This is a genomic window from Paenibacillus sp. FSL L8-0436, assembly GCF_038593025.1.
Taxonomy (GTDB): Bacteria; Bacillota; Bacilli; order Paenibacillales; family Paenibacillaceae; genus Paenibacillus_AQ.
On sequence record NZ_CP151955.1, the window covers coordinates 5,784,613 to 5,799,503 of the forward strand.

A 14,891-nucleotide genomic window follows, 5' to 3' on the forward strand; every position below is an offset into this window, starting at 1 on the left:
TAAGGTTACCCTTGATTCTTCTCGTCGTCAACAACCTCGTAATCGGCATCAACAACATTGTCTTTCTTCGCACCCTCTGGAGCACCTTCAGCACCCTGTTCAGCCTGTGCAGCCTGCTCATACAACTTCACGGACAGCTGCTGTACAATCTCTGTCAGCGCTTCTGTAGCTGCATTGATTTCTTCCAGGTTGTCAGTTTCCAGTGCCGCTTTGAGCTTATCCTTGGCTTCGTTTGCTTTCTCAACTTCGGAAGCATCCACTTTATCGCCGAGGTCTTTGATCACTTTATCTGTGGAATACACGAGCTGGTCAGCGGAGTTCTTGGCTTCCACCAGTTCTTTACGCTTGCGGTCTTCCTCAGCATGCAGTTCGGCATCCTTCATCATTTGTTCAACTTCCGCGTCGCTCAGGCCGCTGGAGGAAGTGATCGTGATCTTCTGGCTCTTGTTCGTGCCTTTATCTGTTGCGGATACATTTACGATACCGTTGGCGTCAATATCGAAGGTTACTTCGATTTGCGGTACGCCGCGCGGTGCCGGTGGAATCTCATTCAGCATAAAGCGTCCCAGCGTCTTGTTGCCGTTCGCCATTTGGCGTTCGCCTTGCAGGACGTGAATTTCTACGCTTGGCTGGTTATCAGCAAAGGTCGAGAACACTTGCGATTTACTTGTAGGAATCGTAGTGTTGCGCTCGATCATCTTCGTGAACACGCCGCCCGCAGTTTCAATACCGAGGGACAGTGGAGTTACGTCGAGCAGTACAACGTCTTTCACATCGCCGGTCAATACGCCAGCTTGAACAGCAGCACCGAGGGCTACTACTTCATCCGGGTTAACGCCTTTGTGCGGGTCTTTGCCGGTAAGCTTCTTGATGGCATCCTGTACAGCAGGAATACGTGTGGAACCGCCGACCAATACGATACGGTTAAGATCAGCCGGAGTCATGCCAGCATCGTTCAGCGCTTGGCGGGTAGGTCCCAGTGTACGTTCTACCAGGCTGGCAGTCAGCTCATCGAATTTAGCACGGGTCAGGTTGATCTCCAAGTGCTGAGGAACTCCGTCAACGACAGTGATGAACGGAAGTGATACTGTAGTTGTCAGTACGCCGGAAAGCTCTTTTTTCGCTTTTTCCGCAGCATCCTTCAGACGTTGTACAGCAGCTTTGTCCTTGCTCAGGTCAATCCCTTGCTCTTTCTTGAATTCTGCTACGAGGTAATCCATAACCAACTGGTCGAAATCGTCACCGCCGAGACGGTTGTCACCGCTGGTTGCTTTTACTTCGAAGAAGCCATCGCCCAGCTCAAGGATCGATACGTCGAACGTACCGCCGCCAAGGTCATAGACGAGGATCGTTTGGTCTTCGGATTTCTCCAGACCGTAAGCAAGCGCCGCTGCTGTCGGCTCGTTGACGATACGCAGCACTTCCAGACCGGCGATCTTGCCCGCATCCTTCGTAGCTTGACGCTGACTGTCATTAAAGTATGCAGGAACTGTAATAACCGCTTGGGTTACTGTCTGGCCCAGATATGCTTCTGCATCGGATTTCAGCTTCTGAAGAATCATGGCCGAAATCTCTTGTGCGGAGTAATCTTTGCCGTCAATGCTTTCTTTGTGGCTCGTACCCATGTGGCGTTTAATCGAAGCAATAGTACGGTCAGGGTTCGTAATAGCCTGGCGTTTCGCTGTTTCGCCGACGATGCGCTCGCCGTCTTTCTTGAAGCCTACAACCGAAGGGGTTGTACGCGCGCCTTCCGGATTCGGGATAACGACGGCTTCGCCGCCTTCCATAACGGCAACGCAAGAGTTGGTGGTTCCAAGGTCAATACCGATAACTTTACTCACTGTAATGTGCCTCCTCAAAAATGATATGGAGCCCTAGCTCCTATAATAGTTAGTTATTTATGACGATCATGCAGCAGGGTGATACCCGGCTATATAGACAGGACTACATGCTGACTTTGACCATGGCGGGACGAAGAACTCTATCTTTCAGGAGATAGCCCTTCTGGACCTCCTCCGTCACGATACCTTCCTCGTACTCGTCGCTCTCCACCTGCATAATGGCCTGATGATATTCAGGGTTAAAAGGCTGTCCTACTGTTTCCATGGCTGTAAGTCCTTCGGACTTCAATACCCCTTCAAGCTGGCGGAAAATCATGTTCACACCTTTGCCGAAGGCCTCGGATTCTGTACTTGCCGAAGCCGTGGCGAGTGCACGCTCGAAATTATCCAGTACAGGAAGCAGTTCACCGACCAGCTTGGAAGTGGCGTATTGCGCCAGCTCTTCCTTCTCCTTCTGCGTACGGCGGCGGAAGTTGTCAAAATCGGCTTGCACACGCAGCGCGCGCCCTTGATACTCCTCAGCCAGATCCTGCAGGCGCTTAGCAGCTTCACCGCTGCCCGAAGCCTCCCCGCTGGTCTCTTCCCCCGTAAACGAACCGGTTTCCTGTGCTGCTTCTGCTTCATCGGCTGCCTGGTTCTCATTTATAGCCTGATCTTTAATTTCATTTGAATCTTGCACTTGATCCTCTTTCAAGTTGTCTTCACCTCCTTAAAATCAGTCACGTTAATCTTTAACACTCTGTTCACTTATACCAGTGTGCCAGCATCGCTGTCAAATCCCGGGACAGAATCCCCAGTATGCCCATTACTCTTGCATATTCCATCCGGGTCGGGCCAAGGATGCCGATGCTTCCCAGCGCCTTGCCGTCGAGCGAATAAGTAGCGGTAATCAGACTGCAATTGGCGAAGGCCTCATGCTTATTCTCGGTACCAATCCTCACCTGCATACCGGTTCCGCCGGATGCGGGGGCCAGCATTTTGAGCAGGGTCGGCGTTTCCTCCAGCAAATCCAGAATATTCTTGACCTTATCGACGTCTTTGAACTCCGGCTGGGTCAGCATATTCGTCGCCCCGCTGAGATAAATGCGCTGTTCATGATCGCTTTCCAGCGCCGTGTCCAGTACTTTCATTAATTCTTCATAATGGGAGATGTGGCGCTGCATTTCCTCACCAAGCTCGGAATAGAGCTGGCTCTTCAGCTTGTAGAGCGGTACGTTCACCAGCTTGCTGTTCAGCAGATTAACCACTTTCTCCATTTCGGAGAGGGAAATCTCCGGAGGGATTTGAACCGTACGGTTCTCGACCTGTCCGGTGCTTGTAACGATGATCGCCACGGCGTTGTTGCCATCGAGCGGAAGCAGCTGAAAATGGCGCAATGATGTATGAAAAACCTCCGGTCCCAGCAGGATGGAAGTATAATTCGTCATATTGGAAAGGATCATTGCCGCATGTTGGATTACCTGCTCCGTCGCATTCAGCTTCTCTGCGAAAAAAGCGCGGATCGTGCCCATTTCTGCCGACTCGGCGGAATTCCACGGCACCAAATGATCCACATAATAGCGGTAGCCTTTATGGGAAGGAATTCTCCCTGCCGATGTATGGGGCTGCTCGAGATATCCTAAATCCTCCAGGTCGGCCATTTCGTTGCGGATAGTAGCAGGACTGTAGCCTACATCCCCCCGTTTGGAAATGCTGCGCGAGCCCACTGGCTCAGCGGAAGATATATAATCATCAACGATAGCGTTAAGTATCATTCTCTGGCGTTCGGTTAACATGTAATTCCCTCCTATCGGCTGTGGCTCCGATTCGTTAGCACTCTGGTCAGATGAGTGCTAACCACTAATACAAAAATACCAAACTGACCTTGACATTGTCAAGTCAGTTCAGCATCTTGGGTGCAGTCATTATTCGACTCATTCCTGAATCCCCCGGAAAGTCTGCCGGTCACTTGCCACACCTTGCAGTGCAATCCAGGAATGAGCACTTAATATCAGCTTCTATATTTATGTTGCAGGCTACATACGGCCCGGTTAATTCAGCATCTTAAGCACAGCGATTTCGTCACAGGCATTCTGCTTCTTGCAGTTGACGCAATCGGTCCATACCTTCTCGGGGAAGACTTCTTTCTCTACGACAGTGAAGCCGTTTCTGAGGAAAAAATCAACCGCGTAGGTCAAGGCCATAATCTTCGGAATCCCCTGACGCCTTGCTTCTTCCGTCAGCTTCTCCAGAATCATTGAGCCTACTCCCTTGCCCTTGCCCTCATCACGCAGACCGAGGGAACGAACCTCGACAAGATCATTACCCAGTCTGAAAAGCGATCCGCAGCCGACAAATGTGCCGCCGATTTCAGCGATCACAAACTGATCAATCTGGCGGGCCAGCGCTTGCCTGGAACGGGGCAGCATGATACCGCTCTGGGCGTATTCTTCAATCATTAGAAACAGCGGCTCAACATCCTCCACTGTAGCATTTCTGCATATCACCTTCTGGTCTCCTGCAGGAACCGAATGGCGGATCATTTCCGTTTTGACAAGCACTTTGACTCACCCCTCGTTGTTAATATGAATAAATATACAACAGAGTGAATTACAATTCAAGGGGTATTTTAAAATTAAACCTCTGTCAAAGCACCGACAAATTCACCAAATACATCATTCCCGAACAGGATTCCCTGCTTGCTCAGACGGTAGACATCCCCGTCCTGCTCAAGCAGCCCGGCATGCAGCATTTTATGCAGCGAGTCCGCAAAAACAGTCTCCAGCGATTTGCCGAACTGAGCCTTGAACGCCCGGTCCGACACGCCTTCACGCATGCGCAGACCGACCATCATGAAGTCCTCCATCGCCTCCTGTTCGGAGATCGGAAAGGAATCCAGCCGCGGCAGCCCGCTGCGTGAAGCCTCGATATACGGATTGACACCCTTAATATTCATATGCCGCTGCCGTTTGACATATCCATGCGCCCCCGCGCCCAGGCCATAATAATCTTCATTGCGCCAGTACGTAATATTGTGGCGGCTTTCCATTCCCGGCTTGGCGAAGTTGCTGATCTCATATTGCGTGTAGCCCGCAGCCTCCATCGTCGACATCAGTAGCAGATACATCTCCAGCTCATCCTCTTCACTTGGCAGCGGAAGCTTGTTCTTATTAAACAGCGTGTGGAACAGCGTGTTCTCCTCCACCTTCAGGCTGTAGATGGAATAATGAGGCAGGTCCAGCTCCAGTGCCTTGCGGATGCTTTCTCTAAGCATATCCACCGTCTGGTTCGGCAATCCGAACATCAGGTCAACAGAGAGATTATCCAGTCCGACCGCGCGCGCATTTTCCAGGCTGCGGTACACGTCATCCACATTATGAATCCGTCCAATGCCGCTAAGCAGCTCATTCTGGAAAGCCTGGACACCAAAACTAACCCGGTTGACTCCGCCTTCTTTCATTACCATTAGCTTATCCTTGTCCGTAGTACCGGGATTTGCCTCCATCGTGAACTCGATATTCTCATCCCACTGCGGGAAATGCTTGCGTACTGACTTCAGAAAATAGGCCATTTCGTCCGGCTTCAGCACCGTCGGTGTTCCGCCGCCGACAAAGATCGTCTTGATGACACCCGGAGGGGTGTTCTTCACCGTCAGTTCCATCTCCCGGTCCAGGGCATGCAGATAGTCCATCACCGGCTGGTCCTTCAGAACATAGGAATTAAAATCACAATAAAAGCACTTGTTCGTGCAAAACGGGATATGAATATATACGGCCTCAGGGGGACGGCCATTGTTTACTGTGTTCATAGCTGTCTCCTTACTATACTAAAGTCGTCAGCAAAGCTGACTTGATTGTGAAGAAATCTTGACGCCTTTATATTGGAAAGGCCTTGATTTACCCGATATCTTTACTTCTCTATCACAAAAGGGAAGCCTGACGGCTTCCCTTGCAGAGCGATCACTTGCCATTGACATCCTTTAAGACAGTTTTACTCGTCAATCTTCAGCACGGCCATGAACGCTTCCTGCGGCACCTCAACGCTGCCGACCTGCTTCATGCGTTTCTTGCCTTCCTTCTGCTTCTCCAGCAGCTTCCGCTTACGCGAGATGTCCCCGCCGTAGCATTTGGCAAGAACGTTCTTGCGCATCGCCTTAACGGTCTCACGGGCAACAACCTTCGTGCCGACAGAGGCCTGAATCGGCACCTCGAACATTTGCCGCGGGATGATGCCGCGCAGCTTCTCGCAAATGATCCGCCCGCGGTTGTACGCGCGGTCGCGGTGGACGATGAACGACAGGGCATCGACCTGCTCTCCGTTCAGGACAATGTCCATCTTCACCAGGTTGGACTGGCGGTAGCCGGAAATTTCATAATCGAAGGAAGCATAGCCCTTCGTGCCTGATTTAAGCTGGTCGAAGAAATCATATACGATTTCGGACAGCGGAATCTGATAAGTGATCGTCACCCGATTGGAATCGAGATACTCCATGTTGACGAATTCACCACGTTTGTTCTGGCACAATTCCATTACGGTACCCACGTAATCATTCGGGACGATAATCGCGGCCTTAACGTACGGCTCTTCCACGTAATCAATAGTACCGATTTCCGGATAATGCGACGGATTATCGATCTGAAGCATTTCACCGTTGGTCAGCATAATCCGGTAAATAACGCTCGGGGCTGTCGTAATCAGCGGCAGATTGAATTCACGCTCAATCCGCTCCTGAATAATCTCCATATGCAGCAGTCCGAGGAAGCCGCAGCGGAAGCCGAAACCGAGCGCGCTTGAGCTTTCCGGCTCAAAGCTGAGCGATGCATCATTAAGCTGGAGCTTCTCCAGCGCTTCGCGCAGGTCGTTGTAGTCCGATGTTTCGATCGGATATAGACCGCAATATACCATCGGATTGATCTTACGGTAACCAGGCAGCGGTTCCGGGGTTGGATTCTTGGCATCCGTCACCGTATCCCCGACACGGGTGTCGCCTACATGTTTGATTCCGGCTACGATAAAGCCGACATCGCCGATATTAAGCTCATCGACAATAGTCATGCGCGGCATAAACGCCCCGACTTCAATAACCTCGAATACCTTCTCGGTTGCCATCATCTTGATCTTGGAACCGGTACGGATCTTTCCGTCCATAACACGGACATAGACGATAACGCCTTTGTACGGATCAAAGTGCGAGTCAAAGATCAATGCCTTCAGCGGTTCTTCAGAGTTGCCGGTCGGAGCAGGAACCTGTTTGACGACCTGCTCCAGAATTTCCTTGATGCCGATACCGGCTTTGGCAGAAGCAAGCACTGCTTCACTGGCATCCAGTCCGATCACATCCTCAATCTCCTGCTTAACCCGTTCCGGGTCGGCGCTTGGCAGATCGATTTTGTTGATAACCGGCAGAATCTCCAGGTTGTTGTCCAATGCCAGATACACGTTAGCCAGCGTTTGCGCTTCAATTCCTTGCGCCGCATCCACGACCAGCAATGCGCCTTCACAGGCGGCAAGGCTGCGGGAAACCTCATAGGTGAAATCGACGTGTCCCGGTGTGTCAATCAGGTTGAGCAAGTAATCCTGGCCATCGTCAGCACGGTAGGTGAGACGCACAGCCTGCAGTTTAATTGTAATCCCGCGTTCGCGCTCCAGATCCATCTGGTCAAGCACCTGCTCTTGCATTTCGCGCGAGCTAAGTGCACCTGTATACTCAAGAATACGGTCAGCCAGTGTCGATTTACCATGGTCTATATGTGCAATAATCGAGAAATTGCGGATTTGTTGTTGTCTTTTCTGAACGTCAGTCATTCCTTACCCCCACAGACAGCCTAATGTTAATCCACTTATTATAACAGTACGCGCTTCCCCCATCAATCCCGTCCCCCGCAGGAAAATAAAGAAAAGACATCCGGTTGATGTCTTTTCATATAAGGCCTATGTTATAAAGGCTCTTCCTGGCCTTTACAGCTGCAATGAATAAACCGGATGCATTCTTCGTGCGGGGTGCCTGTCACTCTTCGACAGAGTCAAACAGGGAGACTACCCAGCGGATGCTTTTTTGCGAAGCCTGCTGCAGCAGGCCTGCCGTCTTATCCGCCAGCACATCCACTCCCCTGTTTTGCTCCTCCGGAATCAGAATCTGCTCCGGGGTCAGCGTGCTGTAATCCTTCACTTCCTGCTGCGGGAGCTGCTCGGTGCCATTAGGCACCGCTGTTTGCGTCTGGACCCCCGGAAGCACCATGTAAGCACCTGTTGCCGGATCTATAGCCACAGGCACATAAACGTAGGCCTGCCCACCCTTAACGGCTCCCGCCCCTGTTCCCGTCACGGCGGAAGCTCCTGCTGCTTGTCCGGTCTGGGGGGGCCCGGATATTCCGTTCCAGCCCGGCAGCACCGCGGAGTTCTTAGCGACGCTGCTGCCAACGCCGCCAAACTGTATGCCAATCAATATGCCGATTCCCGCCCAAATTCCGACCATCGTCAGTTTTTTCCCGAACCGCGACATAGCTGTCACTCCCTTTTAAATACTTGCTGATACTTGTTAATGCTTGCTGTAAAGCCCGCCCGCTTTAATAGCGCTGTATGAATTAAGAAACACCGCCTGTGCTTTTTGCTCCCTGGACGCCCTCAGCTCCGCTTTCCTGCGTCTGTGTATCGGCGCCTTTGCCCGGAGCGGCAGCTTTTTCGGCGTCATGGCTGCTCCAGTACACATCGGCGATAGCATCGGCTAGAACGTCTGCTGTACGCTTCAGCTCCTCGGCAGTATTGTCAATTCCGCCCACCTCAATCAACACGCTGTTTGGTGAAAGACTCTGATTATACTCTCCGTTGTTTCCGTTTCCGGACGACTTGCCCCAGATGCCCCGCGAGAGACCCGGATAGCTTTTCTCCAGCAGCTGATGAATCTCGTTGGCGAAAGCCTCATTTTTCTTCCAGTTCTTATTCGCATGGCCAAGAATGAAATAGACCTGGGCGTAGCTTTTGCCTCCGATCTCTGCAGTCGTTTTGCCATGGCGCTGTGAATCACGGTGTATATCGATCAGCTCAGTCATTTCCTGATTCCCGGCAAGCGCTGCTTTAATAGTCATCCGTGAATATTTATAGGAAAAATTCCAGCTGTAATCCGGTACCTTTGTCGCGTAATCCTCCTGTGCATGCACCGTTCCAATTCCCCGCTTTTCCAGCCGCTTTGTTATATATGATCCTACCAGCATTACATTTTTGGAAGGCACGCCGGAGCTTGGATTGTCGCTTTGCACCCCTAGCAGAGGATTGTATGCCTCGCGGGGATGGGAGTGGTAGACCAGAATGCGTTTAATTGATGTATCCTGCACATTCCCCCCGTTATCACCCGGGCTGCTGTTGCCCCCGTCTCCTCCGGTCTCGGAAGAGTCAGGAGGCACCGTAGCCTCAGGTTGCGGAGAAGCCTCTGTGCCCGGGTTGTCTGTGCCTTCCGCCGGAGATGGACCGTGTTCATCCACCACACCCTCTGCGCCAGTCCCTGTTCCGCCGTCCGAGGCCAGCTCATCGCTGCCCGGATGATAATCAGCCGGTGCTCCCGTAGCGCCGCCTGAGCCTTTACGGAGCAGGAAAGGATCATCCGCTGCAAGCCCCGGCACCTCACGCGAGAGCAGGCTCTTTGGATCACCGGGATCGACGCTTGTCAGCAGCCGGAACACAAAGGAGGTGACCTTTGGGCCCGAAAATGCCGAAGGCTCGTCCTCTTTAGGCAAATGCGGAACCTCCATGCCCAGAAGCTCCATAAAGAATCCGCTGGAAAGCGAAGCAGCCAATCCTTTCATAGAAGGAATGGGTGAAGAGTTCAGCTTCTGTCCGGCTAATCCACCGGCTCCAAGCAGCATGAAAAACACAAGTGAACCTCCGGCCAGCAGCAGCATCGTTCTCCCCAGCGACAGAACATCCAGCAGCTTTCCCCGCAGCCGGCCGATATTCCACAGCTGAAACCAATTTCTATTCATTATTGTTATGTCCTCCTCCAGCCCTCTGTAATCTCTTATATTTCAAATCTATGAGCCAGGGAGGAATACTAGAACCGAAAAAGAGATAAGTAGAGACAGCAGCGGTGGAATCTGCCAGCCGGTAACAGGAAAAAACCCGCACAGGCTTTGCCGTTCGGCAGCCGGTACGGGCTCTATATTCAGGTGAAAATTAATGCGTGTAGGCTCCGACATTACCTGGATCCACGGCTTCATGCAATGCAGCATTCAGCCCGCTGGCAACGATATTGGCAATTTCCTCAATAAACTCATCTATTTCCTTAGGGGTAACAATCAGATCATGTCCCAGCGGCTCAAGCACTTCCTTGACCAGCGCAAGCCGCTCCTGCTCGGAGATATCATCCAGCATACCCATGATTTCTTTCGTATGGGCTGCCCCGTCTCCAACCTGTGCAAAGTGATTCTTCATCATCTCCAGCACATTATTGACGATGGTTGACGCATAACAAACCGTAGGAACGCCGATAGCAATGCAGGGAATCCCCAGAATCTCCTGGGTCAGTCCACGCCGTTTATTGCCGATTCCCGAACCCGGATGAATCCCGATATCGGCAATTTGAATCGTCGTATTGATCCGCTCAAGCGAACGGGAGGCCAGGGCATCAATCGCAATAATGACATCCGGCTTCGTGCGGTCCACGATCCCTTGCACAACCTCGCTCGATTCAATGCCGGTCAGTCCGAGCACACCCGGGGCAATCGCACTCACATTACGGTAGCCGGGAGAGACCTGATCCGGAACCAATTCATAGAACTGTCTCGTAACCAGCGCGTTCTCCACCACCAGCGGGCCGAGCGAGTCCGGAGTTACATTCCAGTTGCCCAGTCCCACTATCAGCACGGAGGATTCTTTGTTGATTCCGATCCGGTTCATGAACTGTTCAAATTCGCGGGCAAACACGGTGGATACCTTCTGCTGCAGACCGGTATCTCCGCCGCGAAGTGCCGGAACTTCCAGCGTCACATAATTTCCGATCGCACGCCCGATAGCCTGTGATCCTGCATTATTGGCTACTCCAAGCCGGGTTACCTTGATTCCGCCCTCTTCTTCCACCTCTTCATTCACACCGGGAATTGGCGTTTTTTGCGGTCCCTGGGCCATTTCCTTTGCCTCTACCGCCAAATCCGTACGTACCGAATACAGCTGAAGATCCAGTTCCATTGATAGTTCAGCCTCCTTATAATTTAATGAGTATAAGCTTTTGCTTTTTGTCGATAGTGTGCGAGAGATAGCTGTGGTTTATTCAGGGCAGCAAGGTTTAATTCAAATTCAAAATAGGTATAACATTTGAGGCTAATTCAAAAGCTTTTAGTGTTGCTTTTTGCTAACGGTCATGCTAAACTATTTTAAGTTGTGAATCATATGATGATTTCGAATGTCTTCCAGGAGGTGAATGCAATGCCAAATATCAAATCCGCGGTTAAACGCGTCAAGACGACCGAAAAACGCCGTGCACTGAACGCTTCCCAGAAGTCCGCGCTTCGTACAGCTGTGAAAACTGCTGATGTAGCACTGACAGGAACGGAAGTTGAAACTGCTCAAGCTGCTTTCCAAGCTGCTTCCAAAAAGCTGGACAAGGCCGTAAGTAAAGGTCTGGTTCATAAAAATGCGGCTGCCCGCAAAAAATCCCGCTTGGCGAAGAAATTGAACGCTCTTAAGGCAGAAGCCTAAGCCAAGGGCGACATTCATAATGAGCATTCTAAGAACCTGACCGCTATGCTGCATACGGTTAGGTTTTTTTGTGCCCATTTCCCCCTTTATAATAGTAGGAACTGCAAAAGCCTGCCCGGTGATATTACGCAACACGGGGCAGGCTTTTTTTGTTGTATGTTCTATGAATGGTCTTCTTCCGGTTCAAGCGCCCAGCTGCAGCATAAACATCTCCAGCCCAAGCACCTTGTCTATGGCTCCTGTCTTCATCTTGTAATCCAAATCGGCCAGGGTGCTCAGAATACTCCGCAGGCGCTGGCTTTCAAATTTACGGGCCTGCTCACCAGCCAGCTTGACGGCATATGGATGCAGTCCAATTTGCGAAGCAATCTGCCCCTGTGAGTAGCTGAGCGCGGACAAATCCTTAACCTGCAGAATGATCCGGAACTGCCGGGCGATCAGCGCGGCAATCTTGATCGGTTCCTCGCGCTGCTTCAGCAGCTCGTAAAGTGTATTAAGCGCCTTGTCGAGGCGTAAGTTCGCTATATCCTCCACCAGGGTGAACACATTCTGCTCAGTGCCGCGGTGTACCAGACTCTCCACTGCTGCAGCATCCACGGTTCCGCCCTGACCTGCGAACAAGCACAGCTTGTCCATCTCTGCAGACAAACCCTGGAGCCCTGTCCCGGCACTGGTTACCAGCGCCTCGGCTGTTCCAGACGCCGCGCTGCAGCCGCGCTCACGGAAGCCCTTCTCCACCCAGCGCAGCAGCTCTTCCGCACCCAGCGGATTGAAGGCCAGAACCGTGCCTGCGGCCTTGGCCGCTTTGACGATTTTTTTACGTTCATCCAGCTTGTCATTATTGACCATAAATACGATTACACTGAATTCAGCCGGCTGCTGCATATAATCGCTAAGCATTTCTAGACGATGCTCAATCTTTGCGTTCTCTTTCCCCGCCGTGAACAGGGAAGCATCTCTCACCAGCAGCAGCTTCCGCTCCACCATAAACGGCACAGTCTCCGCTTCTTCTATAACCGCCTGCACGGGCGTCTCCGAGAGATCGAAGGGAATCACCGCAAAGTCACGGTCCTCTTTGGCAATCAGATGCTCCTCCAGAAAGGCCGCAAATTCATTCATCCGGAACTTCTCACTGCCATACAAAACATACAGCGGTGAAATATTCCCCTGCTTGATGTCCTTGGCCGCCGTTTTGGCATCCATCCCGCCACTTCCTTTTCCATTGCATTCCTCAACGCTTAGTATGAATCCAATACATTTTTATATTTTAACAAAAAAGCAGCTATAAACATAGGCGTCTTTCTCTCTATCCGTCCAAGTTTCCTGCAGCATGACATGCAAAAACGGAGCAACTTCGGCAGCATTGACCAAAGTTGCTCCGTTTCAGCGGCGCATCTATATAAACGACGGAAGGAAAAGCTCTAGAAACTTCCCTTCCGACGGTCATACCGATGAAACTCGCAAATCCTGAAATTCCTGTCCTCTTACCATAGCATATTCCACTAGCTCTCAAAAAGTTCCACTCTGCAATTATTTATTGGACGTTGCCGCGTCCGGGGTAACAGCAGGTGAAGCTACCGGCGTAGGATCCGGTGATGCTGCCGGTGAGGCAGAGGCACCGGCTTCAGGAACTGTATATACATTGGCTACTTCAGCGCCGTTCTGCTCAGTCACATAGGAGAACTGCAGTCCGTCCGCCGACCAGTACCCGGAAACCCATGCTCCTTCCAGTGGAAGTGAGGTCAGGACCGTCCGTTCCTGCTCTGGTCCGTTTGAAGGAAGCTTATAAATTACCAGCTGCTGTTCGGCCAGTTCAGCTGTGTAGAGACCATCGGGTGAGGTCCACGAAGCTTGGGCTTTGAGAGCAGAAAAGCCCATATTTCTATCTTCCCCCGCCCCGGGCTCATGGGAGGCATCCAGAGACTCCTGGCTGTCGGCTGCTGCCGGATCCCCGCCTTCGTCCAATTCCATGTTATTGCTGCTTTTGGAGTCCCTATCCGCAGCCCCGGGTGCCGGAGTTGCTGTTCCGGTAGTGCCTTTCCTGCTTGTAGTCCGCTTATCTGATCCAGACTTTTTGGTCATGGCAGGAGCTTTATCCGTTGCTTCTGCGGTTGGAGCAGCAGCAGTCTCTGCCGGTGCGGCACCGCCGCCGGTATTCTGGCCCCCGCCAGCGGAAGTAGGATCCACTTTCTCGGAGTTCTTCACCTCTTGCTTGCTCTCACCCGGTCCAGCATCCTCCTCAGCGGAATCCGTAGCTGCCGAGGACATTATGCTCGGGGCATCATTGCCGGCGTTGTTCTCAGCTGTCTGTTGCAGCGATTGCTCCACATCCGCCGTCGGCATGCTGCCCGGCATATTAAACATAGCAATAAGCAGGATAACCGCTGCCGCAGCAGCTCCTATGCCTGTCCGCGCTGCCAGGGAAGCTCCCTTGGAAGCTTTGCCATGGGTGCTCTTGCGGGAAAAAGGCACGACCTTTGAATCTTCTTCAGGGCTTACCGCGTCTGTGCTTTTCCCCTGGATGTTTAGGTCCAGTTGATCAAGCTGAGGCAGGATTGAGTCAACCAGACTGAATGGGGGTTTCACGTCCGGCAGCTGCTCCAGTTGCTGGGAGAGCATCTTCAGCCGGTCAAAGACTTCCGCGCAGGAAGAACAATCATCAATATGACTGAACATTTCAATCATCTCGTCCTGACTGAGATCATGATCCAAGTAGCGGTGCATCCATTCCATCACCTCCGCGCATTTCATCCTGATACACCACCTTTCTGGTACTCCTGAAGTCTATTCTGCAGCTGCTGCCTTGCCCGGAACAGGTAAGATTTCACTGTATTCAAAGGCAAATCCAAACAGTCTGCTATCTCGTTGTAAGAAAAATCCTGCAAATATCGCAGTACAATCACGGTGCGGTGATGCTCAGGGAGCTGGTCAATCGCTTCACGGATATCCTCCTGCAAATAGGCGGACATCACTTCGCGCTCCACATTATGTTTATTGTCCTGAAACACCATTTCGTGTTCATCAATTGAAACTGTAGGTTTTGTTCTCCTGAATTTGTCGATGCAAATGTTGGTAACGATCCGCTGAACCCATGTTTTGAACTGTGCCTTCTCTTCATATGAACCAATTTTGGTATACACTCTGATGAGTGCCTCCTGTGATGCATCCAGAGCGTCCTGTTCATTATGCAGAATATAGAAGGCTGTTTTATATACATGTCCCTCAATTTCTCGCAATAGGGTGATTAGAGCGTCGCGATCGCCCGCTTGAGCGGCTCTGATGAGTCCCTGCTCCACCACGAAGGTTCCCCCTCTCTATGCAATCTTACTGACGCGCAAGACTGCGGATTTGTTGCAAGCCTGTAATCATTATTTTTAGGATACC

13 protein-coding genes are annotated in these 14,891 nt (G+C 51.6%); 1 reads left to right on the forward strand and 12 read right to left on the reverse strand.

What is annotated here, in order from left to right:
- Positions 1–5: 5 nt before the first annotated feature.
- The 9 genes from dnaK to gpr all read right to left on the reverse strand — a co-directional run bounded on the left by dnaK (position 6) and on the right by gpr (position 10,997).
- Complete coding sequence (dnaK, locus tag NSS79_RS26775; protein ID WP_038595484.1) at positions 6–1,841, reverse strand: molecular chaperone DnaK; 1,836 nt, start codon at positions 1,839–1,841, stop codon at positions 6–8.
- 103 nt (positions 1,842–1,944) lie between these two features.
- Complete coding sequence (gene grpE, locus NSS79_RS26780) at positions 1,945–2,535, reverse strand: nucleotide exchange factor GrpE (protein WP_256718017.1); 591 nt, start codon at positions 2,533–2,535, stop codon at positions 1,945–1,947.
- Positions 2,536–2,584: 49 nt separating this feature from the next.
- On the reverse strand, positions 2,585–3,616 hold the full coding sequence (gene hrcA, locus NSS79_RS26785; protein WP_038595487.1) for a heat-inducible transcriptional repressor HrcA: 1,032 nt from the start codon (positions 3,614–3,616) through the stop codon (positions 2,585–2,587).
- A 255-nt stretch (positions 3,617–3,871) separates the two neighbouring features.
- Positions 3,872–4,363, reverse strand: a complete 492-nt coding sequence (locus NSS79_RS26790; RefSeq protein ID WP_076109193.1) for an N-acetyltransferase — start codon at positions 4,361–4,363, stop codon at positions 3,872–3,874.
- 92 nt (positions 4,364–4,455) lie between these two features.
- Positions 4,456–5,628 carry a radical SAM family heme chaperone HemW gene (gene hemW / locus NSS79_RS26795; RefSeq protein WP_342436846.1) on the reverse strand — a complete coding sequence of 391 codons (1,173 nt, stop codon included), beginning with the start codon at positions 5,626–5,628 and terminating at the stop codon, positions 4,456–4,458.
- 182 nt (positions 5,629–5,810) lie between these two features.
- Positions 5,811–7,625 carry a translation elongation factor 4 gene (lepA, locus tag NSS79_RS26800; RefSeq protein WP_342436847.1) on the reverse strand — a complete coding sequence of 605 codons (1,815 nt, stop codon included), beginning with the start codon at positions 7,623–7,625 and terminating at the stop codon, positions 5,811–5,813.
- A 202-nt stretch (positions 7,626–7,827) separates the two neighbouring features.
- Positions 7,828–8,322, reverse strand: a complete 495-nt coding sequence (locus NSS79_RS26805) for a hypothetical protein (protein WP_342436848.1) — start codon at positions 8,320–8,322, stop codon at positions 7,828–7,830.
- Positions 8,323–8,404: 82 nt separating this feature from the next.
- Complete coding sequence (locus tag NSS79_RS26810; RefSeq protein ID WP_342436849.1) at positions 8,405–9,796, reverse strand: stage II sporulation protein P; 1,392 nt, start codon at positions 9,794–9,796, stop codon at positions 8,405–8,407.
- Between the two features lie 190 nt (positions 9,797–9,986).
- Positions 9,987–10,997, reverse strand: coding sequence for a GPR endopeptidase (gpr, locus tag NSS79_RS26815; RefSeq protein WP_342436850.1), 1,011 nt, complete (start codon positions 10,995–10,997; stop codon positions 9,987–9,989).
- Between the two features lie 237 nt (positions 10,998–11,234).
- On the opposite strand from gpr, the gene rpsT reads away from it, so the two are divergent.
- Positions 11,235–11,507, forward strand: a complete 273-nt coding sequence (rpsT, locus tag NSS79_RS26820; protein WP_038595494.1) for a 30S ribosomal protein S20 — start codon at positions 11,235–11,237, stop codon at positions 11,505–11,507.
- 183 nt (positions 11,508–11,690) lie between these two features.
- On the opposite strand, the gene holA is transcribed toward rpsT, so the two are convergent.
- From holA to NSS79_RS26835, 3 genes are all read right to left on the reverse strand, one after another.
- Positions 11,691–12,710, reverse strand: a complete 1,020-nt coding sequence (gene holA, locus NSS79_RS26825; protein WP_342436851.1) for a DNA polymerase III subunit delta — start codon at positions 12,708–12,710, stop codon at positions 11,691–11,693.
- 327 nt (positions 12,711–13,037) lie between these two features.
- On the reverse strand, positions 13,038–14,258 hold the full coding sequence (locus NSS79_RS26830; RefSeq protein ID WP_342436852.1) for a zf-HC2 domain-containing protein: 1,221 nt from the start codon (positions 14,256–14,258) through the stop codon (positions 13,038–13,040).
- Positions 14,255–14,806: a sigma-70 family RNA polymerase sigma factor gene (locus NSS79_RS26835; protein WP_038595503.1), complete on the reverse strand. Its 552-nt coding sequence runs from the start codon at positions 14,804–14,806 to the stop codon at positions 14,255–14,257. The genes NSS79_RS26830 and NSS79_RS26835 overlap by 4 nt, the downstream gene beginning before the upstream one ends.
- Between the last annotated feature and the right edge of the window lie 85 nt (positions 14,807–14,891).